Source organism: Mesorhizobium sp. ISC25 (genome assembly GCF_042295465.1).
GTDB lineage: Bacteria > Pseudomonadota > Alphaproteobacteria > Rhizobiales > Rhizobiaceae > Mesorhizobium.
Map to the genome: position 1 here is coordinate 959,563 of NZ_CP135441.1, position 23,723 is coordinate 983,285.

22 protein-coding genes are annotated in these 23,723 nt (G+C 62.5%); 11 read left to right on the forward strand and 11 right to left on the reverse strand.

Annotated features, from left to right (window positions below; all coding sequences use genetic code 11):
* Window positions 1-14 precede the first annotated feature (14 nt).
* Window positions 15-896 carry a DMT family transporter gene (locus tag RQ479_RS04725; RefSeq protein ID WP_376704275.1) on the reverse strand — a complete coding sequence of 294 codons (882 nt, stop codon included), beginning with the start codon at window positions 894-896 and terminating at the stop codon, window positions 15-17.
* Between the two features lie 173 nt (window positions 897-1,069).
* Between RQ479_RS04725 and RQ479_RS04730 the strand changes: the two genes are divergently transcribed.
* A complete protein-coding gene (locus tag RQ479_RS04730; protein ID WP_376704276.1) occupies window positions 1,070-1,576 on the forward strand; it encodes a hypothetical protein in 507 nt (168 codons plus the stop codon).
* A gap of 149 nt (window positions 1,577-1,725) precedes the next feature.
* Here the strand turns inward: RQ479_RS04730 and RQ479_RS04735 are convergent, their stop codons facing one another.
* Window positions 1,726-3,054 carry a DNA polymerase IV gene (locus tag RQ479_RS04735; RefSeq protein ID WP_376704277.1) on the reverse strand — a complete coding sequence of 443 codons (1,329 nt, stop codon included), beginning with the start codon at window positions 3,052-3,054 and terminating at the stop codon, window positions 1,726-1,728.
* 68 nt (window positions 3,055-3,122) lie between these two features.
* On the opposite strand from RQ479_RS04735, the gene RQ479_RS04740 reads away from it, so the two are divergent.
* Complete coding sequence (locus RQ479_RS04740; RefSeq protein ID WP_376704278.1) at window positions 3,123-3,698, forward strand: GNAT family N-acetyltransferase; 576 nt, start codon at window positions 3,123-3,125, stop codon at window positions 3,696-3,698.
* Window positions 3,699-3,781: 83 nt separating this feature from the next.
* Window positions 3,782-5,320 carry a hypothetical protein gene (locus RQ479_RS04745; RefSeq protein WP_376704279.1) on the forward strand — a complete coding sequence of 513 codons (1,539 nt, stop codon included), beginning with the start codon at window positions 3,782-3,784 and terminating at the stop codon, window positions 5,318-5,320.
* A gap of 87 nt (window positions 5,321-5,407) precedes the next feature.
* Here the strand turns inward: RQ479_RS04745 and RQ479_RS04750 are convergent, their stop codons facing one another.
* The gene (locus tag RQ479_RS04750) at window positions 5,408-5,707 is read right to left on the reverse strand and encodes a DUF3572 domain-containing protein (RefSeq protein WP_352448688.1); all 300 of its coding nucleotides are present in this window, start codon (window positions 5,705-5,707) and stop codon (window positions 5,408-5,410) included.
* Window positions 5,708-5,878: 171 nt separating this feature from the next.
* Here RQ479_RS04750 and RQ479_RS04755 point away from each other — a divergent pair, with 171 nt between their 5' ends.
* The 8 genes from RQ479_RS04755 (at window position 5,879) to RQ479_RS04790 (ending at window position 14,410) form a co-directional block, all read left to right on the forward strand.
* Window positions 5,879-6,295: a response regulator gene (locus RQ479_RS04755; RefSeq protein WP_348625950.1), complete on the forward strand. Its 417-nt coding sequence runs from the start codon at window positions 5,879-5,881 to the stop codon at window positions 6,293-6,295.
* A 33-nt stretch (window positions 6,296-6,328) separates the two neighbouring features.
* The gene (locus tag RQ479_RS04760) at window positions 6,329-7,702 is read left to right on the forward strand and encodes a PleD family two-component system response regulator (protein WP_376704280.1); all 1,374 of its coding nucleotides are present in this window, start codon (window positions 6,329-6,331) and stop codon (window positions 7,700-7,702) included.
* Window positions 7,703-8,166: 464 nt separating this feature from the next.
* Window positions 8,167-8,901, forward strand: coding sequence for a FadR/GntR family transcriptional regulator (locus tag RQ479_RS04765; protein WP_352466359.1), 735 nt, complete (start codon window positions 8,167-8,169; stop codon window positions 8,899-8,901).
* On the forward strand, window positions 8,898-10,085 hold the full coding sequence (locus RQ479_RS04770) for a PLP-dependent transferase (RefSeq protein ID WP_376704281.1): 1,188 nt from the start codon (window positions 8,898-8,900) through the stop codon (window positions 10,083-10,085). The genes RQ479_RS04765 and RQ479_RS04770 overlap by 4 nt, the downstream gene beginning before the upstream one ends.
* A 30-nt stretch (window positions 10,086-10,115) precedes the next feature.
* Window positions 10,116-11,393: an ABC transporter substrate-binding protein gene (locus RQ479_RS04775; protein WP_376704282.1), complete on the forward strand. Its 1,278-nt coding sequence runs from the start codon at window positions 10,116-10,118 to the stop codon at window positions 11,391-11,393.
* A gap of 173 nt (window positions 11,394-11,566) precedes the next feature.
* Window positions 11,567-12,490, forward strand: a complete 924-nt coding sequence (locus RQ479_RS04780; protein ID WP_376704283.1) for a carbohydrate ABC transporter permease — start codon at window positions 11,567-11,569, stop codon at window positions 12,488-12,490.
* Window positions 12,490-13,338, forward strand: coding sequence for a carbohydrate ABC transporter permease (locus tag RQ479_RS04785; RefSeq protein ID WP_352466363.1), 849 nt, complete (start codon window positions 12,490-12,492; stop codon window positions 13,336-13,338). Before RQ479_RS04780 ends, RQ479_RS04785 begins: the two co-directional genes overlap by 1 nt.
* Window positions 13,339-13,342: 4 nt before the next feature.
* Window positions 13,343-14,410: an ABC transporter ATP-binding protein gene (locus RQ479_RS04790; protein WP_376704284.1), complete on the forward strand. Its 1,068-nt coding sequence runs from the start codon at window positions 13,343-13,345 to the stop codon at window positions 14,408-14,410.
* Window positions 14,411-14,478: 68 nt separating this feature from the next.
* On the opposite strand, the gene rpmG is transcribed toward RQ479_RS04790, so the two are convergent.
* From rpmG to topA, 8 genes are all read right to left on the reverse strand, one after another.
* The gene (gene rpmG / locus RQ479_RS04795; RefSeq protein ID WP_006201775.1) at window positions 14,479-14,646 is read right to left on the reverse strand and encodes a 50S ribosomal protein L33; all 168 of its coding nucleotides are present in this window, start codon (window positions 14,644-14,646) and stop codon (window positions 14,479-14,481) included.
* A gap of 319 nt (window positions 14,647-14,965) precedes the next feature.
* A complete protein-coding gene (locus RQ479_RS04800) occupies window positions 14,966-15,334 on the reverse strand; it encodes a YybH family protein (protein ID WP_376704285.1) in 369 nt (122 codons plus the stop codon).
* Between the two features lie 52 nt (window positions 15,335-15,386).
* Window positions 15,387-15,848 carry a hypothetical protein gene (locus RQ479_RS04805; protein ID WP_376704286.1) on the reverse strand — a complete coding sequence of 154 codons (462 nt, stop codon included), beginning with the start codon at window positions 15,846-15,848 and terminating at the stop codon, window positions 15,387-15,389.
* Window positions 15,849-15,958: 110 nt separating this feature from the next.
* The gene (locus RQ479_RS04810; RefSeq protein ID WP_292657806.1) at window positions 15,959-17,134 is read right to left on the reverse strand and encodes an MFS transporter; all 1,176 of its coding nucleotides are present in this window, start codon (window positions 17,132-17,134) and stop codon (window positions 15,959-15,961) included.
* Between the two features lie 16 nt (window positions 17,135-17,150).
* The gene (locus RQ479_RS04815) at window positions 17,151-17,885 is read right to left on the reverse strand and encodes an NUDIX hydrolase (RefSeq protein WP_376704287.1); all 735 of its coding nucleotides are present in this window, start codon (window positions 17,883-17,885) and stop codon (window positions 17,151-17,153) included.
* Window positions 17,886-17,958: 73 nt separating this feature from the next.
* On the reverse strand, window positions 17,959-18,411 hold the full coding sequence (locus tag RQ479_RS04820; RefSeq protein WP_376704288.1) for a DUF983 domain-containing protein: 453 nt from the start codon (window positions 18,409-18,411) through the stop codon (window positions 17,959-17,961).
* Window positions 18,411-20,717 carry a ribonuclease R gene (gene rnr / locus RQ479_RS04825; protein WP_376704289.1) on the reverse strand — a complete coding sequence of 769 codons (2,307 nt, stop codon included), beginning with the start codon at window positions 20,715-20,717 and terminating at the stop codon, window positions 18,411-18,413. The genes RQ479_RS04820 and rnr overlap by 1 nt, the downstream gene beginning before the upstream one ends.
* A 6-nt stretch (window positions 20,718-20,723) precedes the next feature.
* On the reverse strand, window positions 20,724-23,339 hold the full coding sequence (gene topA / locus RQ479_RS04830; RefSeq protein WP_376704290.1) for a type I DNA topoisomerase: 2,616 nt from the start codon (window positions 23,337-23,339) through the stop codon (window positions 20,724-20,726).
* Window positions 23,340-23,723: the final 384 nt, after the last annotated feature.

The following is a 23,723-nucleotide window of genomic DNA, read 5'->3' on the forward strand; positions in this document are numbered from 1 at the left end:
GAGTTAGCGCACGCTTATGAAGCGGCGATCTCCGCTGGTTGCGGTGCTCTCCGCTGCAGGTTGAGCAGATTACCCATGAGGATCAGCAGGGCGCCGCCGGCGGTGAAGGCGTCGATCTGCTCGTGATAGAGCAGCCATCCGATCACCGCCGACAGCGGCACGCGCAAAAAGTCCATTGGCGAGATGACAGTCGCATCGGCATGGACAAGGGCACGGGCCATGCAGAAATGCGACGACATGCCGGTGAAGGCGATCAGCAGGATCCACGGCCAGAGCTCGAGCGGCGGGTTGCGCCATTCGTAAAGCGCCGGGACGAGGCCAAGCAGCGACTGGATGATCAGCATCCAGAAGATGATGCGCACGACGCTGTCCGTCCGCGTCAGCGACTTGACGAGGACCACCGAGACGCCGAAGCAGACCGCGGCTCCCAGCACGATGACATGTCCCGGATTGACCGCGCCCACGCCCGGACGCACGATGATCACAACGCCGATCAGCCCGAGCACGATCGCCGCGAGCCGTGGCCGGGAGAGCCTTTCGCCGAGGAAAGCGACCGCCAGCAGGGCGGTCCAGATCGGCGTCGTGAATTCGATCGAGATCAGCACGGCAAGCGGGATGAGCGTCAGGGCGTAGAGCCAGGCAGCCTGGCCGGTATAGTGGACGACGTTGCGGGCGATATGGGCCAGCGGACGCCCGGTGCGCATCGCCGCAAAACCGCCTGACATCACGACCAGCGGCAACAGGATGAAAAAGCCGATCACCGAGCGCAGCTCGAGGACCTGGAAGACGTTGAGTTCGGCCGTCGTGGCGCGGCCAGCCACCGACATCGCCAGGAACGAGGCGATCGACAGCGCCATCCAGAACGCGGCCTTGGGGATCGAGGGTGCGGGTGCCATGCGCGCTATGTCGCAAGCCGGGGCTTTCATCGCAACCGCTAGCCGACGCATTCGACTGGGCCAGCCGTGAAGCGTTGCAAACAGTGATGTTGAAGCCGGAACCCGCCGCTGGGGGAAGCGTTGGTCCGTCAGTGTTTGCGTGCTGGTTTTGGATACCGATGAGGAGCGGTCCGATGAAATCACTTGCACGATTTGTACTTGCCGGCTGCCTGACGGCCGGGGCTGGCGCAGCGCATGCCGACGATCCGGATTTTCTTCGCTCATTCCAGGGGAATTTCGCCGGCAAAGGCATCGTCAAGGTCACCACCGATGCGCCGACGGTGAATGTCTCCTGTCATTTCAATTCCGACGCGACGTCGAGTTCGCTGTCGCTCGACGGCAGTTGCCGCGGTCTTATCGTGGTAACGCGCGCCATCAGCGCGGATCTCAAGTCCAGCGGGACGAAATACAGCGGCACCTATGTCGGATCGCGCACCGGGCCGGCGAAATTGAGCGGCAGCCGCTCCGGCAACGCGATCAATCTCGGCATCCGTTGGGCCAAGGAGGTCAATGGTGATCGCACGGCGCAAATGACGGTCGAGAAGACCGGCGAGGATGGCATGCGGCTGATCGTAGTCGATACCGATCCGAAAACCGGCAAGAGTGTGGTGACCACCCGGATCGATCTGCGGCGCACGTGACTGGGGTATGTTGAGATTCAGGTCAGGCCGAGTCGAGAAGGGTGGTTTCCGAGAACCGGAGCGGAGCGTACTTGTGAGTACGTGAGCACCGGAAGCGCAGGAAACTGCCTTTCGCAGGCCGGCCTCACCTGAATATCAACTTGCCCGTATCATTCCTCGACCGGTTCGGGCGGGTGCGCATCGCGGCCCTTGCCGAAGGTATAGCCGGTTTCCACCGCCCTGCGGCCGAACTTGCCGCGCAGGGTGTCGATGGCGCCTTCGGCCATGGCGCGCTTGCGTGACTGGACGTCGACCAGGTCGGGCGGGTCCGCCCGGTTATCGTCGGACAGATCGCTGACGCCAATGCCGAGCAGCCGGTATTTCGTGCCATCCGCCTCCTTGCGCAGCAGCTCGAGCCCGGTCTGAAAGATGCGGTCGGCCAGCCGGGTCGGATCGCCGAGCTGGCGATTGCGCGTGCGGATCTTGAAATCCTGGGTCTTCAGCTTGAGGACGACGGTGCCTCCGGCAATGCCGGATTTCTTCAGCCGGGCCGACACTTTTTCCGACAGCGCCCTCAGCACCGAAACCAGTTCGTCGACGGAGGCGATGTCGGTGTCGAAAGTGGTTTCCGCCGAGACGCTTTTCGCGTCCTGGTCGGGAACGACGCGACGGTCGTCCTCGCCGCGCGAAAGCCGGTAGAGCCGGTCGCCCATCACGCCATAGCGGCGCATCAGGTCGCCGCGTTCCATGCGCTGCAACTGGCCGATGGTGCGGATGCCGTCGCGCTCGAGCGTGACGGCAAAGGCCTTGCCGACCCCCCAGATCAGCGTCACCGGCTGCTCGGCCAGGAAGCCGATAGCCTCGGCCTCGCCGATCACCGAAAAGCCGCGCGGCTTGCGGAAGTCCGACGCCACCTTGGCCAGGAACTTGCAGTAGGAAAGGCCGGCCGAAACGGTGATGCCGATCTCCTTTTCCACGCTGAGAGCGAAGCGCGCCAGCACGACCGCAGGAGGCAGGCCATGCAGGCGCTCGGTGCCGGCGAGGTCGAGAAAGGCCTCGTCGATCGAGAGCGGCTCGACCAGCGGCGTCAGCGCCTGCATCATGGCGCGCACCTCGCGGCCGACGCGGACGTATTTTTCCATGTCCGGCGGGAGGACCACCGCTTCCGGGCAGGCTTCGAGCGCCTTGAACATCGGCATTGCCGAGCGCACGCCGTGGATGCGGGCGATGTAGCAGGCGGTGGATACGACGCCACGCTTGCCGCCGCCGATGATCAATGGCCGGTCCTTCAACGCCGGGTTGTCGCGCTTTTCGACCGCCGCGTAGAATGCGTCGCAATCGATATGGGCAAGGCGCAGCCGGTAGAGCTCCGGATGGCGGGCGAGCCGTGGACTGCCGCAGCGCTCGCAACGGCGTGCCTCGCTGCGCTGAAAACTCAGGCAGTCGCGGCAAAAACCGTGTTCGGGATTGTTGACAGGGGCCGCCATCACTGCGAACATAAAGAGAACAAATGCAATGGTACGTCAGGACGGACGCCACGACAAGGCGGTGGGCCGGGAGAGAGCTCATGAATACGACCATAGCGCCGCTAGTGCCCGAGCTTTGGGCGGATTTCGAAGATCTTTTCGGCAAGCAAGGCGCCTGCTACGGCTGCTGGTGCACACATTTCCGGCTGGCGCCGGCAGTGCGCCGCGCGAGCAACCGGGAGCGCAACAAGGACCACATCAAAGCCCGGATCGAGGCCGGACCGCCACCTGGTCTGCTGGCATTCGAGGACGGCAAGGCAGTCGGCTGGATGCAGATCGGTCCGCGCGCCGACGTGCCCGAGTGGAACAATAAGGGCAGGGGGTCGGCTCCCGTCGACCCAGCCGATGCGACCGATCCGGGTGTCTGGGCGATCTCCTGTTTCTTCATCCGGGCCAAGGCGCGGGGTAGGGGCGTGTCGCACCGTCTGGTCGCGGGCGGCATCGAGTTCGCACGGGAAAATGGCGCGCGGCTGATCGAGGCCTGCCCGATCGACCTGTCGAAGGATTCGCGCTCGATCGGGCTGTTCGTCGGCTCGTCGCGGGTCTTCGAAAAAGCCGGGTTCCAGCGATTGGTCGAGCGCAAGCCGGGCCGGCCGCTGGTGCGGCTGGTGCTTTAGCTGGTTGTGTTGTGGCTGTAACGATATTTTCCTGTCAATGCTCGAAGCGGCTTTGAGTTCAGTGATCGAAAATGGGGGTTAGCATGAAGCGTGTTTTGCCATTTGTTTTGATGCTTGCATTCGGTACGCCAGCCTGGGGGCAGGTCGTCGACAGTCCGGGTGCGAAGCAACTGTCGGATGATCTGTCGCGTTACATTGGCAAGAAGGCGCTCGACAGCGGCATTCTGAAGATCTCGGCCGACGGCGATGCCTATCGGATAGCCTTCGACTTCAACGCACTCATTAGGGCAAATCCCAGCAAGGACCCTCTGACATTCAATCTCGCACCCTTTGCGATGCTGATCAAACCGCGCAGTGACGGAAGCTGGAGCGTGTCGTCAGATTTGGCGCCCAACGCCTTCGTCGATGTGGCGGGACCGCGGGGGGTGCGTTTCTCCGTCTCCGGCTCCGCGTTCAGCGGCATCTACGATCCGGGACTGACGGCGTTCACCAGCGGAGCCGGCTCGATGGCCGGCATGCAAGTGAGGTCCAGAGATCCCAAGGAGCCGATGGACCTCAGCGTTGGCGCCGGCACGTCGACCTTGAATGCCAGCAAATCCACAGGCGGCGGCGTCGATTTTGCCATGACGCAGACGATCGCTGATTTCGTCGAAACGGCTATTGTCGACGGAGGTGAGACGGGGCTGAAAGTGCCAGTCACGATGAAGTCACCGAGGGTGTCGGCCGAGATTACCGGGAATGGCGTGCGTACGAAGGCGTTCCTCGATCTTCTCGGTTTTGCCATCGCCAATCAGGACGAAGCTTCACTAAAGGCAAACCAGGCCGAGCTCAAATCTCTACTCACAAGCGCATTGCCCCTATGGGAGCGATTAGAAGAGTCCTATCGCTTTGAGGGCCTGACCTTTGCAACGGCAGTGGGTGATTTCGGGCTCGGTGATTTGAGGGCAACAACCAGCATCGGCGGCATCTCTCGCGATGGAAAGATTGACTACAACATCAGGGCGGCAGGGCTGACTGTTCCTCAGCAGCTCTTACCAAGCTGGAGCGTCGCCTTGCTGCCAACCGATCTCGAATTGAACATCGGAGGCGACAACATTGATCTCGACACGATGGCAAAGAAAGCGATCGAAGCCTTTGATCTCAATAAGGATCCGGCGCTGTCGGACGAGTTTGGTGATGCCCTGGTCGCCGATTTCATGGCCAACAACCCGAAGATCGTGCTCAAGCATAGCATAGTCAAGAATGGCAACGTCGAACTTGCCGTGGAAGGGGAGATGACGTTCCCGGGCGAGAAGCCGGAGGCGACGATGACGGTAAACGTCGCGGGCTACGACAAAATCGTGCAGGCTGTTCAAGCGGCCGCCAAGACTGACCCGCAGGCTGCACAGATTTTCCCGGCCGCGCTCGCCATAAAAGCATTTGCCAAAACGCTGCCGGACGGCCGGTTAGAATGGGTGATCGACGCCAACACTGACGGCTCGGTCACGGTCAACGGCGCCATGCTGAAGCCGGCCGATGCCGTTCAGGATAATCCGATTATGGACCCAAGCGATGCTACCGTTCCGGATCATGGCTCGGGCGAGAATGACAATGGCGGGGCAGGGGCGAAGCTAAAACCTTGAGCCGGGCTTAGAAGCGGCTGGCGTCAAAGCCCGAGTGCGCTCACGATTTTCGGCGGGGCGATCTGCCCGCTGTCTCGGGATCGCCGCTTATATCGAATGCTCATGATTGTCGTCGCCGAGCGGCAGCGCCCGCAATGCCTTGCCGACTGCGGCGGGCGGCGTTCCGGTCTCCTCGGAAAAACGCATCAGCGTCGGCTCGTGGGCAAGGATGAACTGCAGCACGCCGGCGAGGAATCCCGGCTCGCCCGCCGCCTGGCGGATGGAATGGGCTTCGATGCCGGTGATCGCCAGGAAGCGGGGCAGAAGTTCCGGATCGGCGGCGACGAAGCCCAACGCCTTTACGGCAATCGTTTCGGCTTCCTCGCGCATTGACGCTGCGTTTGCCATCGCTACCTTCCTTCGTGGGCGGAATCGTTCTGTTTTCGCAGTAGTGGCAAGTGTCGCCGGCAGCAAGCTCGCCGACCTGGAATCCGAACGCTTTTCGGGCGGCCGGTTTCCGTTTCGTCAATCATATTGCCGTATAGTGGGAACAGGTTTGGTGCGTGCCGACAAGGGCGCATGACGGCACCCTTCGAGTGGAAGGCCAGCCGGGACGGGAAATCGATGCCTAAAAAGGTTATGATCGTCGAGGACAACGAGCTCAACATGAAGCTCTTTCGCGACCTGATCGAAGCGAGCGGTTACGAGACGGTGCGCACACGCAACGGCCTGGAAGCGCTGGATCTGGCGCGGCAGCACAGGCCGGACCTCATCCTGATGGACATCCAGCTGCCGGAAGTGTCGGGCCTCGAGGTCACCAAATGGCTGAAGGAGGACGATGATCTCCACGTCATCCCGGTCATCGCCGTCACCGCCTTCGCGATGAAGGGCGACGAGGAGCGCATCCGCCAGGGCGGCTGTGAGGCCTATATCTCCAAGCCGATCTCGGTGCCGCGTTTCATCGAGACCATCAAATCCTACCTAGGCGATGCCTGATGCGCCTTTCCAGCCGAGCCGGAGCTTTGTGAAATGACCGCGCGGATCCTCGTCGTCGACGATATCCCAGCAAATGTCAGGCTGCTGGAGGTTCGGCTGCTTGCCGAATATTTCGAGGTCCTGACCGCCACCAACGGGCCGGATGCGATCGAGATCTGCGAGAACGGCAAGGTCGACGTCGTGCTGCTCGACGTGATGATGCCCGACATGGACGGGTTCGAGGTCTGCCGGCGACTGAAGGGCGACCCGGCGACATCGCACATCCCGGTCGTGATGATCACCGCGCTCGACCAGGTTTCGGATCGGGTGCGCGGCCTCGAGGCCGGCGCCGACGATTTTTTGACCAAGCCGGTCAACGATCTGCAGCTGATGACGCGCGTCAAGAGCCTGGTCAGGCTGAAGTCGCTGACCGACGAGCTGCGGCTGCGCGCCTCGACGACACGCAATATCGGCATCGAGGAGCTTTTGAGCCGCAACTTCGCTACCGATGACGCCGTGCCGAAGGTGCTGCTGGTCGACGAACGCAAATCCTCGTTCGAGCGCATCCAGAAGATGCTGCGCGGCAGTGCCGATCTCGACGTCGCCAACGATCCGCATGCCGGCTTCTTCCAGGCCGCCGAGCAGCCGTATGAATGCGTGATGATTTCGACGGCCTTCGCCGATTTCGACCCGCTGAGGCTCTGCTCGCAATTGCGCTCGCTCGATCGCACCCGTTTCCTGCCGATCATCCTTCTGGCGGATGAGGGCGAGGAGGGGCGCATCATCCGCGGCCTCGAACTCGGCATCAACGATTACCTGATGCGGCCGATCGACCAGCAGGAGCTGACCGCGCGGCTGCGCACGCAGGTGCGCCGCAAGCGCTACAACGACCAGCTTCGCGCCAGCGTTACCCAGACCATCGAGATGGCGGTGACCGATGCCCTGACCGGCCTGCACAACCGCCGCTATCTCGACAGCCACCTGCAGACGCTGTTCGACCGCGCCGTGGCACGGCGCCGGCCGCTGTCGGTGATGATCACCGATCTGGACCGCTTCAAGAGCATCAACGACGCGCATGGCCATGACGGCGGCGACGACGTGCTGCGCGAATTCGCCCGGCGGCTGCGCAAGAATGTGCGCGGCATCGATCTAGCCTGCCGCTTCGGCGGCGAGGAGTTCGTCGTGGTCATGCCGGACACCGACGGCGCGGTAGCCGAAAAGGTCGCCGAGCGCATTCGCGCCGAAATCGCCCAATTGCCGTTTGCCGTCGGCACCGAAGGCAAGGCCGTCGAAGTCACCGTCAGCGTCGGCGTGTCGTCGGTCCTGAAAGGCGTAGACACGGTCGCGGCGCTGATGAAACGCGCCGACCTCGCGCTCTACGAAGCCAAGAGCGGCGGCCGCAATCGCGTCGTCGCCAAGGCGGCTTAGCACCGAACACCAATTGCCTGGTCAACGCGACAAGGTTACGAATTTACCTTAATCCAAGCGATTTGCGAGGCTTGGTTAAGAAACGGTTGATTTCCATAAGTTGTTGCGCAAATGTGCAGCCCTTAGACGTAACCGGCACGAGGCTAGATCGCCGGTTCGACCCGAAGAATACCCCATGATGCTCAGGTCCGCCGCATCTCCTGGGTCCGTGGGGTCGGCCGGCCGGCGCTGGCACATAGTGGCCTCCTCGTACCGCTGCCAAACGCCGGCCGGCCCCCAATTTTCAAAACACATCAGGATTCTGCGCCAATATGCGGAAAACGTTTGCTTTTTTGTTGTGGCAGATAGACCGCCCCTTGATCCGCACACTGGGGGCGGGTGCGAATGTGCCTGCAGCCGATTGACAGGGCCTGTCTTCTATGCCGAAATTGGTTGGACCATTGAGCCATTTGTGACCCGTTGGCATGACCGAATTCGGCCTTTCCCCCATACAGGCAACTGCTCGCGACGACGCGGTGCTCAAGGCGCTGGCCGGCTTTGTGATGCGCGAAGCCCTCGGGCCCGGCCAGAGACTGCCGACCGAACGCATCCTTGCCGAGCGCCTCAAGGTGAGCCGCAACACCGTGCGCGAGGCGCTGACGCGCTGGGAAGGGCTCGGCCTGGTCGAACGGCGGCAAGGCAGCGGCACCTATCTCAAGGGAGTGGTCTCGCTGGACATGCTGCACATGCCGCTGACGCTGGCCGGCGGCAATGATTTCACCAGCCTGATGCAGACGCTGGAAATCCGCCGGGCACTGGAAGCGGAAGCCGCCGCCCTGTGCGCCGTTCGCGCGGGCCAGGCCGAGATCGCCGAGATCGCGCGTAAGCTCGACATTATGGAGCAGGCCTTCCACGCGCGCGCCGGCATGTCGGCGGAGGAAGATTGGGAATTCCACCAGTCGATCTATCGCACGTCCGGCAATCCGCTGTTCGAGCAGATCATCGCCGCCATGCACGAACTGTTCCATCGTTTCTGGGAGCATCCGCTTGGCGTGCGTGATTTCGGCCACGCCAGCTTTCCTTACCACCGTACGATCTACGAACGCATCGCCGCGCACGATCCGGAGGGAGCCCGGGCCGAGGCGCTCAAGCTGATCGCCACCGTCGAGGACGATCTGAAGCGCGGTGCGGCCAAACTCAAACTTTCAGGCGAGAAATGAGCGACCATTCCGCCGGTTTCGAAAACGACTATCTCGCCGAGGCGGCGACGCTTCTCGCCCATGACGAGCCTTTCCCCGGCGGTGCGGTGGTACCGCCGATCTACCAGACCTCGCTCTTCACCTTCGCCAACTATTCCGAGATGGCCGACACATTCGCCGGCAGGCGACGCCAGCCGATCTATTCGCGCGGCGACAACCCGACAGTCATGGAGTTCGAGGCGCGTGTCGCCGCTCTCGAAGGCGCGGAGGCCGCGCGCGGCTTTTCCAGCGGCATGGCAGCGATCAGCGCCACGGTGCTTGCTTTCGTCGGTGCCGGTGAGCGCATGGTTGTCGTGCGCAATTGCTACGGCGATGCCTATAGGCTGTTCGAACGGCTGTTGCCGCGGCTCAACATCAAGGTGGACTATGTCGACGGTTCCGATCCGGACGCGGTCGCGGCAGCACTTCCTGGCGCCAAGCTGCTCTACCTGGAAAGCCCGACGTCGATGATGTTCGAGCTTCAGGACATAACGCATCTGGCACGGCTGGCCAAAGAGCAGGGCATCGTCACCTCGATCGACAATTCCTGGGCGACCCCGGTGTTCCAGAAGCCGATTTCGCACGGTGTCGACCTGGTGCTGCATTCGGCTTCGAAATATCTCGGCGGCCACAGCGATACCGTCGCCGGTGTGGTGGCCGGTTCGGCGGCCCATATTCGACACATCAACGAGCAGACCTATTCCTATCTTGGCGGCAAACTTTCGCCTTTCGAGGCCTGGCTGTTGCTGCGTGGCCTGCGCACATTGCCGCTGCGGTTGCCGCATCACATGAAGAGCGGGCTGACCATCGCCGAACGGCTGAAGGCGCATTGCAATGTCGAGCGGGTCAACCACCCGGCCTATTCCAACCATCCAGGCAAGGCGACGCTTGCCGGCTATGCCGGGCTGTTCTCATTCGAGGTGACGGAAGACGTTGACATCCCGGCTTTCGTCGATGCGCTGAAACTCTTTCGCATCGGCGTCAGTTGGGGCGGCCATGAGAGCCTGGTCGTTCCGGCAAAGGCCTCGCTCGAGCAGACGCCGGGCCTGAATTCGATGGCGCGCTTCGGCGTCAGCCCGCGAACCATCCGCTTCAGTGTCGGATTGGAGAGTGTCGAAGACCTGTGGGCGGATGTCGCCCAGGCCTTCGACAGAGCAAAAAGATAAAAGGAGCCGTTCAAAATGGGAGTGCTGAACATGAAGAAACTGAGCATCCTTCTTGGTGCCGTCGCGGGTCTGGCGATTTCCGCCGGCAGCGTGCTGGCCGATTCCACGATCAAGATGGTCGAGGTCATCACCAGTCCGCCGCGTACCGAATTCCTCAAGAAGCAGATCGCCGAGTTCGAGACGGCCAATCCGGGTGTCAAGGTCGAGCTGGTGTCGCTGCCCTGGGGCCAGGCGTTCGAGAAGTTCCTCACCATGGTGCAGGCCGGCGACACGCCCGACATCGTCGAGATGCCGGAACGCTGGATGGGTCTCTATGCGACCAACGGCCAGCTCGAGGATCTCGGGCCATACATGGCCAAATGGGACGATGCCAAAACGCTGGGCGAGCGTGCCAAGCAGTTCGGCTCGACGGTCGACAACAAGCAGTACATGATCCCTTACGGCTATTACCTGAACGCGCTGTTCTGGAACAAGAAGCTGTTCAAGGAGGCCGGCCTGGACGGTCCGCCGGCGACGCTCGATGAATTCGTCGAAGACTCCAAGAAGATCTCGGCGATACCGGGCAAATATGGCTATTGCCTGCGCGGCGGCCCGGGCGCCTTCAACGGCATGCACATGTTCATGAACATTGCCGCCGGCAAGGGCGGCTATTTCAACGAGGACGGCACCTCGACCATCAACGAAGAAGGATCGGTCAAGGGCCTGCAGATGCTTGCCGACATGTACAAGAACGGCCTGGCGCCGAAAGATGCGGTGAGCTGGGGTTTTAACGAGACCGTCACCGGCTTCTACAGCGGCACCTGCGCCATGCTGAACCAGGATCCTGACGCGCTCCTCGGCATCGCCGATAAGATGAGCGCCGACGACTTCGCCGTGGCGCCGATGCCGGTCGGGCCGAGCGGCAAATCCTATCCGACGCTCGGTTATGCCGGCTGGGCGATGTTCGCCAATTCCCAGCACAAGGACGATGCGTGGAAGCTGATGGCGACGCTGTTGTCGCCCAAGGACAATCTGGAGTGGGCAAAGGAAGTCGGCGTCATTCCGATCCACAACGGCGCCGACCAGGACGCCCACTTCAGGACCGAGCAGTTCAAAGGCTGGTTCGAGGAACTGAACAACGGCGACAAATACGAGATGGTGACGCCGCCGACGCATCTGGAAAATCTCGGCAATTTCGTCGACCAGGTGGCGATCAAGAATTTTCAGGAAGTGCTGCTTGGCCAGAAGGCGGCCAAGGACGTGGCCGACGAATGGGCCAAGTTCCTGACCAAGGAACAGCAGGGCTGGATGGCCAAGAACAAGAAATAGCTTTTCTCCCTTCTCCCCGTTCACGGGGAAAAGGTGTCACGAAGTGACGGATGAGGGGCGGCGCCAACCCGACTTGGCTCGCGCTGCTTCTCATCTGCCTGCCGGCATCTCCCCGTAAACGGGGAAGGCGCTGTCGCCAGTCCATGCTTGCTCCAGGAGACAATCCGGCACCAATGACCTACGCCGTGTCCGAAATACGATCCGCCGGCAGGCCGCGAAAGAATCGGCTATCCCATGCCGCGATCGAGCCCTGGCTCTATCTCAGCCCGGCGATCGTGCTGCTGGTCGTCGTGCTGCTGGTGCCGCTGGTTATCGGTATCGGTTACTCGTTCCGCAAATTCTCCGCTTTCAAATCCGAATATGTTGGGCTTGGGCAGTATCAGGCGATGCTGTCGGATCCCGTGCTCGGGCAGGCGCTCGTCAACACGCTGTGGTGGACGGCAGCCAGCCTGTTCTTCCAATTCTTCCTGGGACTTGGCCTGGCGCTGCTGCTCGACACACCGTTCCGGGGCAGAAAGATCGTACAGGCCGTAGTCTTCCTGCCCTGGGCGGTGCCGTCCTTCCTCTCCGGCCTGACCTGGGCCTGGCTGTTCAATCCGATCATCGGGCCGCTGCCGCATTGGCTCTACGCATTGGGGCTGAAAGCCGAGCCTACCAACGTGCTCTCCGATCCGTCGACCGCCATGTGGGGGCCGATCGTCGCCAATGTCTGGTTCGGCATTCCCTTTTTTGCCATCACGCTTTTGGCGGCGCTGAAGTCGATCCCGTCGGAATTGCATGAGGCGGCGGCGATCGACGGCGCCTCGCCGTGGCAGCGCTTCACCAAGGTGACGCTGCCGTTCCTGGCGCCGACCATCGTCATTACCGTCATGCTGCGCACGATATGGATCGCCACCTTCGCCGACCTGATCTTCGTCATGACCGAAGGCGGGCCTGCCGGGTCGACGGCCACGGTGCCGGTCTATATCTATGTCAGCGCGTTCAAGTCGCTGGACAAGGGCTATGCCTCCGCTGTGGCGGTGCTGTTACTCGTGCTGCTCATCGTCTATGCGGTTGCGCTGATCGGCATCCGCCGTTCGCTGGTAAGGCACGTCTGATGATTGCCGGACGCTCCGTCTCCTCGCGCATTCTCGGCGGCATCGGCCTTTACGGCGCCATCGGTGCCTATATGGCCTTCGCGCTGTTCCCGATCTTCTGGACGCTGAAGATCTCGGTCACACCCGAGCGGCTGCTCTATTCCGAAGGCATCACTTTCTGGCCGTCACAAACGACGCTGCAGAACTTCATCACCGTGCTCGAAGCCACCGATTTCCCGCGCTACTTCCTGAACAGCGTGATCGTTTCGGTGTCGACGGCAGCCTTCGTAACGGTCATTGCCACGCTTGCCGGCTACGCCATGTCGCGTTTTTCCTTCCGCGGCAAGGCGACCTTGGCCATCCTGCTTTTGCTCACCCAGACTTTTCCGCTGGTGATGGTCATTCCGCCGATCTACCGCATCATGGGGCAGATCGGCCTCATCAACAGCCTGACCGGCCTCGTCATCATCTACACCGCCTTCAATACGGCCTTCGCGACCTTCCTGATGCAATCCTTCTTCGACGGCATCCCGCGAGACCTGGAAGAAGCGGCGATGATCGACGGCTGCACGCGCCTGCAGGCGATGCGCAAGGTGATCGTGCCGCTGACGCTGCCCGGCATGGGGGCGACGCTCGGTTTCGTCTTTACCGCCGCGTGGAGCGAGTTGCTGTTTGCGCTGATGCTGATTTCCAGTGACGACCAGAAGACTTTCGCGGTCGGCTTGCTCACCTATATCGGCAAATTCGCGGTCGACTGGGGACAGATGATGGCGGCTTCCATCCTGGCGCTGATCCCGGTCTGCGTCTTTTTTGCCTTCCTGCAACGCTACCTCGTCACCGGCCTTACCGCCGGTGCCGTCAAGGGATAGATCGATGGCCTCCGTCACACTCGACAAAGTCCGCAAAGACTATGGAGCCGTGCGCGTCCTGCACGCGGTCGATCTCGAAATCGCCGACGGCGAGTTCGTCGTCCTGGTCGGCCCGTCCGGCTGTGGGAAATCGACCCTGCTGCGCATGATCGCCGGGCTGGAGGAGGTCTCCGACGGCGAAATCCATATTGGCGAGCGCCTGGTCAACGACATCGCGCCAAAGGACCGCGACATTGCCATGGTATTCCAGTCCTACGCGCTCTATCCGCACATGGATGTGTCGAAGAACATGGGTTTCAGCCTGATGCTGAGGAAGGCCGGCAAGCCAGCGATCGATGCAAGGGTGGACGGTGCCGCCAAGCGGCTTGGGCTCGATACGCTTCTGCAACGCTTGCCGCGGCAATTGTCCGGCGGCCAGCGTCAGCGCGTCGCCATGGGCCGGGCCATCGTGCGCGACCCGAAGGTCTTTCTCTTCGACGAGCCGCTTTCCAACCTCGACGCCAAGCTGCGCGTCCACATGCGCGCCGAGATCAAGGCGCTGCACCAGCAATTGAAGACCACTTCGGTCTATGTCACCCATGACCAGATCGAAGCGATGACAATGGCCGACCGTATCGTCGTCATGCATGACGGCCTCGTCCAGCAGGTTGGCGCGCCGCTCGATCTGTATGACCGGCCGGTCAACATGTTCGTCGCCGGTTTCATCGGCTCGCCCGGCATGAATTTTCTGCCTGCCGTCGTTGAAAAGGGCGCCAAGTCGGATGCCGTGCTGGCCGACGGCCAGAAGCTGCGGCTGCCGGACGACTTGCCGCTCAGGGATGGCGATGCGATCACCGTCGGCTTACGGCCGGAGCATATCCGGCTTGCCGACAATGGCGCGCTGAAAGGAGAGGTGGGCGTGGTGGAGCCGCTCGGCCTGTCGACCCAGTTCTATACCAGGCTTGCCGGCCAGCAGGTCTGCGTCTTCGCCATGGGTCGGGCCAGTGTGAAACCGGGTGAGGCCGTGCGCCTGTCGGCCGACCCGGCATCGCTGCATCTGTTCGATCCGGCTAGCGGCGGTCGCATCGGCTAGTCCTGTATTCCCGAAACGAAAAACGCCGCCCGGAGGGCGGCGATTCGGTACTGCGAGAGAAAACCCGATTACTTGATCTTGGTTTCCTTGAATTCGACGTGCTTCTTGGCGACCGGATCGTATTTGCGGAACGACAGCTTGTCCGTCTTGGTGCGGCTGTTCTTGCTGGTCACGTAGAAGAAACCGGTGTCGGCGGTCGACAGAAGCTTGATCTTGATGTTTGCGGCTTTGGCCATGATGTTCGTCCGTTAATGTTCGTGGAGTTTTGGCCGCTGGAGCACGGGGAAACACCCGGACGCGGGAAACTTGCCGCGACACATAAAGAACGCGCCCGGAAAGTCAACCCTTGTCCAAGTTCTGTGTCGTGAGCAGATGAGTTGTCCGGATTAGAGTTGTCCGGGTTTGTTGCTAGCCGATGGAGGCTGGGGATGAAGCGGACAATTGATGTGCTACCAAAACCCGACAACTTGATTGGCTGCCGACGGCCGCGGGAGGCTCCTGTGTGCCTCCGGCCGTCCTAAGCAGGCTCCGGGTGCGTCTCAGTTTGAATGCTGGCTATGAGTATCGAGCGATGGACGGCTGATCGATCACCCAAAGCCAGTTCCCGTCACTTTGCCGGCGAGCGATTTCCGCAGTCACGGTGCCATCGGCAAGGCGCGTGGACGTGAGCGCCAAATCTCCGTTGACGATAGCCGGACGCTGATCTCCGAGATCAAACTTTCGTCCCGCTGCCACCAACTTGGCGTAAAATCGGCGGATGGCGTCTCTGCCGCAGGCCAACTGTCCGTTGCCGGTATCGAGGGTGGCACCGGGTTCGTAAAGAGCAGCCATTCCTTCCGCGTCTCCCGCTTGCTCGCGAAAAACCAATAGCCGCGCCAGATCCTGGGGATCGCTTGCCGATTTGCGGTTTGCTTCATCATTCATTGGCAGCCTTCCTGACAGCCAAAATTCAAACCGAGATACGATCAGGTTCCGGTCACTCCGCCGCGACGGTTTCCGGCCGCATCGCCTTCTTCCAATCTCCGGTCGTGTTCCACCAGCGGTTCGGGTTGGCGCGGTCGTCGAGACCCTTGGAGCGGCTGGCAAGCAGTGGCTGGATGCGGATCACCGGCTCCTGATAGCTGTGAACCTGGTAAATCGCTTCGACGACGCGAGCGGCGAGCTTCTGGTCGTCAGGCAGTTCGAACGACACCTCGACAGTGCCCGGCCGCCTGCGTAATTCCGTTTCGGCGCCGGCGGCGGCACCTTCAAGTGGCCGGTAGCGTTCGATGCCGTCCGCCGACTGAAAGGCATTGCTGTCATATTTGCCCATTCTGAGCGGTGCGATCGCGACGACCGCCCCCATAATGCGGTCGACATCGGCTGCCGGTGCCTGAAAGGTCACCAGCAGCAGCAATTCCATCCGCAGCGATTTCGTTTCAAAGCCACTGTCGATCATCCGAGGTCTCCCTGCTTACGCACTTTGAGGGAGCATATACTCGAGCCCTCCTGACATGGTTGTGTCAGTAGTTGGTCAGCAGTGGGAGCGATGTCGGTAGCGGGGCCGACTCAGAGGATTTTGCGGAGCAGCCTGGTGCCGACCAGCACGATATAGCAGGCGAAGAACAGGCCGAGCGCCCAGCCGAAGCCCGACGGCCCGAAAGCGTCCATGCCGATGCCGATTGCCTGCGGGCCAAGCACCATGCCGACGCCGTAGCAGAGAACGAAGGCGGCGTTGGCGGAGGCCAGTTCGTGGCCGGAAAGCTGCGAGCCGAGATGCGCCAGACCGATAGTGTACATGGCAGCGACCACACCGCCCCAGACGAACAGAAGCGCTGCCATCAAATGCCAGTTCTGCGCGAAGAACGGCATGAAGACCGTGCCGGCAAGCCCGACAGTGGCACAGGCCATCAGCAGATAGCGGCGGTCGCTGACGCGGTCGCTGATCATGCCGATGGGGATTTGCAACAGCACGTTGCCGAGGCCGATCATGGTGAGCAACAGGGCTGCGTCCGCCTCGGAGTAGCCGATGCGGTTGCCGTAGACCGGGAACAGGGCAAAGCCGCCGGTCTCGACCGCGCCGAACACCAGCACGGCGGCAGTCGCCGTCGGCACCAGCCAGATGTAACGCAGGAAATTGCTGGTTTCGCCGTCCGAGATGATCGTCGGGCTCTCGTTGCGTGCCGCCAAGACCGGTATGGCAGCGAGCGTAACCAGCGCGATGGTGACGCCGAAGGGGAGAAAACCACTGCTGCCGAGATGGGCGAACAGCCAAGGCCCGGCGGCAAAGCCGAGAGACAGCACGGTGGCATAGATGCCGAGCACCAGCCCGCGACGGTGTGGCGGCGCCGAGGTGCTGATCCAGAATTCCGACAGGATGAACAGCACCGTCAGCGCGATATGCAGCAGCACGCGCAACGGAAACCACATCCAGAAGGCTGGTGCGAAATGGAAACCGACAAAGGCCAGCGCCCCGGCCGCAATCATGGCAAGCATCGTCCAGGCGACCCCGAACCGCATGGCGAGCGGGGTGGCGAGCGGCGCGCCGGCGATCGAGGCGAGGCCGGCGACCGCGGTGTTGAGACCGATCATCGACGCGGAGTGGCCACGCGTTTCCAGGATCACGCTGAGCAGTGGCATGCCGAGGCCGATGGCAATGCCGACGACGCTGATCGACGAGATCGCCGCGACCATCGGCAGCCAGTGTACGCGTTCCTCGACCTCTCGCTGGGTATCCACTGTCATGAAATGCCTGGCTGCTCTAGAGAATTTCGCGGACGAAGCGATTGCGGACAAGCCGGTAGAACGGCACCGGACCGCCGGGGCGCAGCAGCGGATCCCGGGCGAGCCGCGTTTCCAGCTCCTCCAGGATCGTGCGCGTGATGTCTGGAATATCGGCTTGCCTGGCCTTGGCCAGCGGCAGCCAAACGACGTCCTCCAACTCGTTGGTCGGACCGCCATCCGGCAGCTCTACGGCGACGTCGTCGCGCCACGCGGCGAGAAAGCGCGTATCGAAGCGGCGCACCCGATTGGGCGGTGTGATGGCGCGGGCGATGAAGCGCAGCGCTTGCAGCGACGGCATGACGCCGTGCTCGACAAAGCCCTGCCAGTCGCGCTTGGCGCTCGCGAAGGCGCCTTTTTGGCCGATCAGCAGGCCGGCCTCCTCATAGGTTTCGCGGATCGCCGACAGAGCAATGGCGCGGGCGCGGGCAGGGCTGGTGCGGCCGCTGCCCGCGGTCAACCTCGCTTCGTCCTCGGGATGAAGTGCGCTGGCTACGGGGATGCGGCTGTCGGCCGGATCGGTGCGGCCGCCCGGAAACACGAATTTTCCCGGCATGAAGGCATGACGGGCGTGGCGCCGGCCCATCAGCACCAGGAACTCGTCGCCCTTGCGGTCGAGCAGGATCAGCGTCGCGGCGTCGCGCGGGCGTATAGGCTTGGCATCGAGCGCGATCCGCTCAAGCTTGTCGATTTCCGCCTTGGTCATAACGTCCATGCGCTCGACCTAGCGGAATCTTCGCCGATGCGGAAGTGGCGTCCAGCCATGCCGATTTGCGCCAGCCTCGGTTTCAAGCCTCGGGATGCGACTCGATCAGATCTTCTTCACCGCCAAAGCCGTGCATATAAAACGCCCATTGCAGGCCGATGACAGCGCCCTTGACCGGCTGCAGCAGGACGACGGCGAGAATGATGGTCAATGGCACCCAGATGGCGATGTGCTGCCAGGTCGACAGCGTCGAGGTCGCCTCGACGCCCATGAAGGCACCGAGCACGATGTGGCCGACAATGACCACCACAAGATAGGCCGGCAGGTCGTCGGCGCGATGGTGGTGTAGCTCCTCGCCGCAATGATCGCATTTGTCGACGGTCTTGACGAAGGCGCGAAACAGCTTGCCCTCGCCGCAATGCGGGCAGCGGCCGAGCATGCCGCGCTTCATTGCCGTCCAAAGCGGCCGGGCGGTCCGGCCCGAGTGATGTTCGCCGCCGAAAACCCGTTCTTCCACGTGCAGTTCTGTTGGCATTACCGTCTCCTGCCGCGCGAGCCTGGACGCGATTGCGACGCCCGGGCGCGGCCTTTGGCCTTGTGGAACGACCGTTTGGAGCCGGGCAGCGGCTTTGGCTCGGTCAGCATCTCGAAACGCATCGCGCCGGCCATCGGCGCCACCTCGATCAGGCGAACCTCGACGCGATCAGCAAGCTGATAGCCCTTGCCGGTGCGTTCTCCGAAAAGCGATCGAGCAGTTTCGTCGTATATATAGTAGTCGCCGCCCAGGGTTGAAACCGGAATGAAGCCATCCGCGCCATACTGCGGCAATTGGACAAACAGGCCCGATTTGGTGACGCCCGAGATACGGGCGTCGAAACGGTCGTCGATGCGCTCGGCGAGATAGGCGGCGATCAGCCGGTCGACTGTGTCGCGCTCGGCGGCCATCGCGCGCCGCTCGGTCGCCGAGATCAGCGCCGAGACCTCTTCCAGCCGTTCCGCCTCGTCCTTCGCCAGTCCGCCCGGACCAAGGCCGAGTGCGGCAATCAGCCCACGATGCACGATCAGGTCGGCATAGCGGCGGATCGGCGAGGTGAAATGCGCGTAGCGCTTAAGATTGAGGCCGAAATGGCCGATATTGGCGGGCGAATATTCGGCCTGGCTCTGCGAGCGCAGCACCACTTCGTTGACCAGCCCCTCATTGTCGGCGCCGCGCACGCGAGCGAGGATGCCGTTAAACTGGTTCGGCCGCATCTGTGCACCGCGCGCCAGCGACAGGCCGAGCGTCTGCAGGAATTCACGCAGCGATTCCTGCTTGGCGAGCGAAGGCGCATCGTGGATGCGGTAAACCAGCGCCTGCCGCTTCGCCTCCAGCGTCTCGGCGGCGGCGACATTGGCCTGGATCATGAACTCTTCGATCAGTTTGTGCGCGTCGAGCCGCTCCGGCACGACGACCTTGTCGACGGTGCCGTCCTGCTTGAGAAGGATCTTGCGCTCGGGCAGATCGAGTTCGAGCGGCTGGCGCGTGTCGCGGCCGCGCTTCAGGATCGCGTAGGCGTCCCATAGCGGCTTCAGCACCGCATCGAGGATCGGGCCAGTCGTGTCGTCCGGTGCGCCGTCGATCGCCGCTTGCGCCTGCTGATAGGCGAGTTTCGCCGCCGACTTCATCATGACGCGATGGAAGGAATGTCTGAGTTTGTGGCCATCGGCCGAGAAAGTCATACGCACCGCTATCGCCGGACGATCCTGGCCCTGGCGCAGTGAACAGAGGTCGTTCGAGATGCGCTCCGGCAGCATCGGCACGACGCGATCGGGGAAATAGACTGAATTGCCGCGCTTCAGCGCTTCGCGATCGAGCGCCGTGCCATAGCGCACGTATGCAGCGACATCGGCAATGGCGACGGTGACAACCACGCCGCCGGCGTTCTTCTCGTCGGTGTCGGGCATGGCGAACACCGCGTCGTCATGATCCTTGGCGTCGGCCGGATCGATGGTGAGCAGTGGCAGCTCGCGCCAATCCTCGCGGCCGGCAAACGTCGCTGGCTTGACCGCCTCCGCCTCGGCGATGACGTCGGCGGGAAAAATATGCGGAATGTCGTGTGCGTGGATGGCGATCATCGAGACCGCCTTTTCGCTGGTCAGCGACCCCAACACCGCCAGAACCTTGGCTCTCGGCAGGCCGTAGCGGGAGGCCCGCGCCGGCTCGACCTCGACCAGGTCGCCGTTCTTGGCGCCGTTCTGGAATTCCTTGTCGACGACCAGCTCCGGCTGGCGCCTTTCCACCGGCTCGATGCGGAACGTGCCGTCCTTCAGCACACGGAAAACGCCGAGAACCGCATCGGTGCGCTTCTCGAATATCTTCATCACCCGGCCGGTATAGGCCGGGCCTGCCGGATCGTCGGTCGGAAAGGTCTTGGCCAGCACGCGGTCGCCGATGCCCGGCGTCGGGCCATTGCCGCCGCGCGACACGCGGATCGCTATGACCGGAGGTTCGCCATTGCCCACGGCTTCGGTCGGGTGCGCCAGCAGCACACCGTCGGCGTCACGGCCGAAGATGTCGAGCACCGCGACGTGGGGCAGGGCGCCGACACGGGCAAGCCGCTTGCGCTCCTTGGTCAGCAGGCCTTCATCCTGCAGGTCGCGCAAGACGTCCTTCAGCCAGATACGGTCTTCGCCGCGCAGCGCAAACGCCTTGGCGATGTCGCGTTTTCCGGCGCGGTCCGGATTTTCGGCGATGTAACGCAGTATCTCGTCGCGTGAAGGCCGGTAATTGTCCCTGACCTTGGCACGGGTATCGGCGGTGCGCAGATCGCCGTGGCTTCTTCCGGAGACTTTGCGCGCCAACCCGTCCTATCCCTTTTTCCTGGCCGCCGGTTTTTTGGCCGCAGCCGGTTTCTTGGCAGGCGCAGCCGCTTTGCGGAAGGGCTTCCTGGCGCCATTGCCGCCCTTGGCTTCCTTTTCCGCAATGAGCGCAACCGCATCCTCGATCGTCACCGATTGCGGATCCTTGCCCTTCGGCAGCGTCGCATTGACCTTGCCGAAATTCACATAAGGCCCGTATTTGCCGTCGCGCACGACGATCTGGCCGCCGCCGGCAGGATGCTCGCCAAGTTCCTTGAGCGCAGCGGCTGTGCCGCCATTGCGGCCGCCTTTACCCTTCAATTGCTTCTCGGCGATCACCGAGACGGCGCGATTGAGGCCGATTGAGAACACGTCGTCGATGCTGTCGAGATTGGCGTAGGTGCCGTCATGCAGCACGAACGGCCCGTAGCGCCCCAGCCCGGCCGAAATCATCTTGCCGGATTCCGGATGCTTGCCGACGTCGCGCGGCAGCGACAACAAGGCGAGCGCCTTTTCATGATCGATCGAATCGACAGTCCAGCCCTTGGGCAGGCTGGAGCGCTTGGCATCCTTGCCGTCGCCGCGCTGGATATAGGGGCCGAACCGGCCATTGCGCAGCGTGATCTCCTCGGCGGTATAGGGGTCCTTGCCGAGCACCTTGGTGCCGTCTTCGCCACCGCCGTTCTCGCCATTGGGATTGGCGGCGTCGCCGAGCTGGCGGGTGAAGGAGCATTCGGGATAGTTCGAACAGCCAACGAAGGCGCCGAACTTGCCGAGCTTCAGCGACAGGTTGCCGGTGCCGCATTTCGGACAGATGCGCGGGTTCGAACCGTCTTCCCGCGCGGGAAAGACCAGCGGCGCCAGTTCCTCGTTCAATGCATCGAGGACATCGGTTACGCGCAACTCCTTGATGTCGGCGACGGCGCCGGAAAAATCCTTCCAGAAATCGCGCAGCACGTCCTTCCATGCGAGCTTGCCGTCGGAAATCTCGTCGAGCTTTTCCTCCAGCGAAGCGGTGAAGTCGTACTCGACATAACGCTCGAAGAAGCTTTCGAGGAAGGCCGACAATAGCCGGCCCTTGGCCTGCGGCACAAGCTTGCGCTTGTCGATGGTGACGTAATCGCGATCCTCGAGCGTCTTCAGGATCGCCGTATAAGTCGACGGCCGGCCGATGCCCAGCTCTTCCAGCTTCTTGATCAGCGAAGCTTCCGAATAACGCGGCGGCGGCTCGGTGGTGTGCTGGGTGGCGTTGATCGCCTCGCGTGTGAGCTGCTCGCCGGCACGGATCTCGGGCAGGCGGCGGCTCTCTTCGTCTTCCGAATCTTCTTCCTTCTGCTCGATGTAAGCGGCAAGGAAGCCGTCGAAGCGAACAACCGAGCCGACAGCGCGAAGCTCGGCGGTGCGCGGGCCGTTGACTGCCTCGATCTCGACCGTGGTGCGCTCTATCTCGGCCGGCTGCATCTGGCTGGCGATGGCGCGTTTCCAGATCATCTCGTAAAGCCGCGCCTGGTCGGCGTCGAGATACTGCCTGACGGAAGCCGGCGTGCGCATGAAATCGGTCGGACGGATCGCTTCGTGCGCTTCCTGGGCATTCTTGGCCTTGGCGGAATAGACGCGCGGCTTTTCAGGCAGGTATTTAGGGCCGAATTCCTTGGCAATCGCATCGCGTGCGGCAGAGATCGCCTCCGGTGCCATCTGCACGCCGTCGGTTCGCATGTAGGTGATCAGGCCGGTTGTCTCGCCGCCGATCTCCATGCCCTCATAGAGCCGCTGCGCCACCTGCATGGTGCGGTTGGCCGAAAAGCCGAGACCCGATGAGGCTGCCTGCTGCAGCGTCGAGGTGGTGAAGGGCGGGCCGGGATTGCGCCTGGTCGGCTTGGCTTCGACCGACACTGCCTTGAAGCTGGCGCCTTCGAGCATCGCCTTGATGTCGTCTGCCTGCGCCTTGTTGGAAATGTCGAGCTTTTGCAGCTTCTTGCGCTCGAAGGCGGTCAGCCGCGCCTCGAAATTTTCCTTGCGCGGCGTGCCGAGGATAGCGGCGACCTGCCAGTATTCCTCGCGGATGAAGCGCTCGATCTCGGATTCGCGGTCGCAGACCAGACGCAGCGCCACCGACTGGACGCGGCCGGCGGAGCGGGCGCCGGGCAGCTTGCGCCACAGCACGGGCGACAGCGTGAAGCCGACCAGATAGTCGAGCGCGCGGCGGGCGAGATAGGCATCGACCAGCGGCGCATCGATCTGGCGCGGATTGGCCATTGCCTCCAGCACTGACGCCTTGGTGATGGCGTTGAAGACGACGCGGCTGACCGGCTTGTCCTTCAACGCGCGCTTTTGCTTCAGCACTTCGAGGACATGCCAGGAGATCGCTTCGCCCTCGCGGTCCGGATCGGTGGCTAGGATCAGCCCGTCGGCGTCCTTGACCGCCTTGGCGATATCGGCGAGACGCTTTCCAGACGCGGTGTCGACGGCCCAGGACATGGCAAAGTCCTCGTCCGGACGCACCGAGCCATCCTTGGCCGGCAGATCGCGGACATGACCAAACGAGGCCAGAACCTTGTAGTTCTTGCCGAGGTACTTGTTGATTGTCTTCGCCTTGGCCGGCGATTCGACGACGACGACGTCCATACGGTCTCATATCAGTTGTGATGCGGCAGAAGAATTCCGCTGCGCGCGACGAAATCTCGTTCAATGTGTCGCTCACATGGCCGCGCGTTTGCATCCGGTCAAGGCCAAGCAGTCAAAATGCGGCCCTGTACCGAATGCGCAACCCAACGGCGCGCCATGCGATCTTCCGCAATCCTGGACAAGGGAAATGGCCAGCCTATCGCTGAACAAACCCGGCAATTGATCCTGGAGAACGGACGAACTCTCCCGCGGATATAAGAGAAACATCGAGCACGCGCCAGCCCTGCTTGAACAGATGCTGTGAAGCGCGCATTCGGTAGCCCGGCATTTGCCCGGATAGTTGCAAGGAATTGGCGTGCTGAAAAGCTGGCCGCCGGGGCGGTT

Coding starts and splice junctions, on each gene's coding strand:
- RQ479_RS04800 (WP_376704285.1), bottom strand. CDS start 15,334: ATGAATGATGAAGCAAACCGCAAATCGGCAAGCGATCCCCAGGATCTG.
- RQ479_RS04815 (WP_376704287.1), bottom strand. CDS start 17,885: ATGGACGTTATGACCAAGGCGGAAATCGACAAGCTTGAGCGGATCGCG.
- rpmG (WP_006201775.1), bottom strand. CDS start 14,646: ATGGCCAAAGCCGCAAACATCAAGATCAAGCTTCTGTCGACCGCCGAC.
- topA (WP_376704290.1), bottom strand. CDS start 23,339: ATGGACGTCGTCGTCGTCGAATCGCCGGCCAAGGCGAAGACAATCAAC.
- RQ479_RS04775 (WP_376704282.1), top strand. CDS start 10,116: ATGAAGAAACTGAGCATCCTTCTTGGTGCCGTCGCGGGTCTGGCGATT.
- RQ479_RS04790 (WP_376704284.1), top strand. CDS start 13,343: ATGGCCTCCGTCACACTCGACAAAGTCCGCAAAGACTATGGAGCCGTG.
- RQ479_RS04745 (WP_376704279.1), top strand. CDS start 3,782: ATGAAGCGTGTTTTGCCATTTGTTTTGATGCTTGCATTCGGTACGCCA.
- RQ479_RS04730 (WP_376704276.1), top strand. CDS start 1,070: ATGAAATCACTTGCACGATTTGTACTTGCCGGCTGCCTGACGGCCGGG.
- RQ479_RS04810 (WP_292657806.1), bottom strand. CDS start 17,134: ATGACAGTGGATACCCAGCGAGAGGTCGAGGAACGCGTACACTGGCTG.
- RQ479_RS04770 (WP_376704281.1), top strand. CDS start 8,898: ATGAGCGACCATTCCGCCGGTTTCGAAAACGACTATCTCGCCGAGGCG.
- RQ479_RS04805 (WP_376704286.1), bottom strand. CDS start 15,848: ATGATCGACAGTGGCTTTGAAACGAAATCGCTGCGGATGGAATTGCTG.
- RQ479_RS04750 (WP_352448688.1), bottom strand. CDS start 5,707: ATGGCAAACGCAGCGTCAATGCGCGAGGAAGCCGAAACGATTGCCGTA.
- RQ479_RS04760 (WP_376704280.1), top strand. CDS start 6,329: ATGACCGCGCGGATCCTCGTCGTCGACGATATCCCAGCAAATGTCAGG.
- RQ479_RS04780 (WP_376704283.1), top strand. CDS start 11,567: ATGACCTACGCCGTGTCCGAAATACGATCCGCCGGCAGGCCGCGAAAG.
- RQ479_RS04740 (WP_376704278.1), top strand. CDS start 3,123: ATGAATACGACCATAGCGCCGCTAGTGCCCGAGCTTTGGGCGGATTTC.
- RQ479_RS04820 (WP_376704288.1), bottom strand. CDS start 18,411: ATGCCAACAGAACTGCACGTGGAAGAACGGGTTTTCGGCGGCGAACAT.
- RQ479_RS04735 (WP_376704277.1), bottom strand. CDS start 3,054: ATGTTCGCAGTGATGGCGGCCCCTGTCAACAATCCCGAACACGGTTTT.
- RQ479_RS04765 (WP_352466359.1), top strand. CDS start 8,167: ATGACCGAATTCGGCCTTTCCCCCATACAGGCAACTGCTCGCGACGAC.
- RQ479_RS04725 (WP_376704275.1), bottom strand. CDS start 896: ATGGCACCCGCACCCTCGATCCCCAAGGCCGCGTTCTGGATGGCGCTG.
- RQ479_RS04755 (WP_348625950.1), top strand. CDS start 5,879: ATGACGGCACCCTTCGAGTGGAAGGCCAGCCGGGACGGGAAATCGATG.
- RQ479_RS04785 (WP_352466363.1), top strand. CDS start 12,490: ATGATTGCCGGACGCTCCGTCTCCTCGCGCATTCTCGGCGGCATCGGC.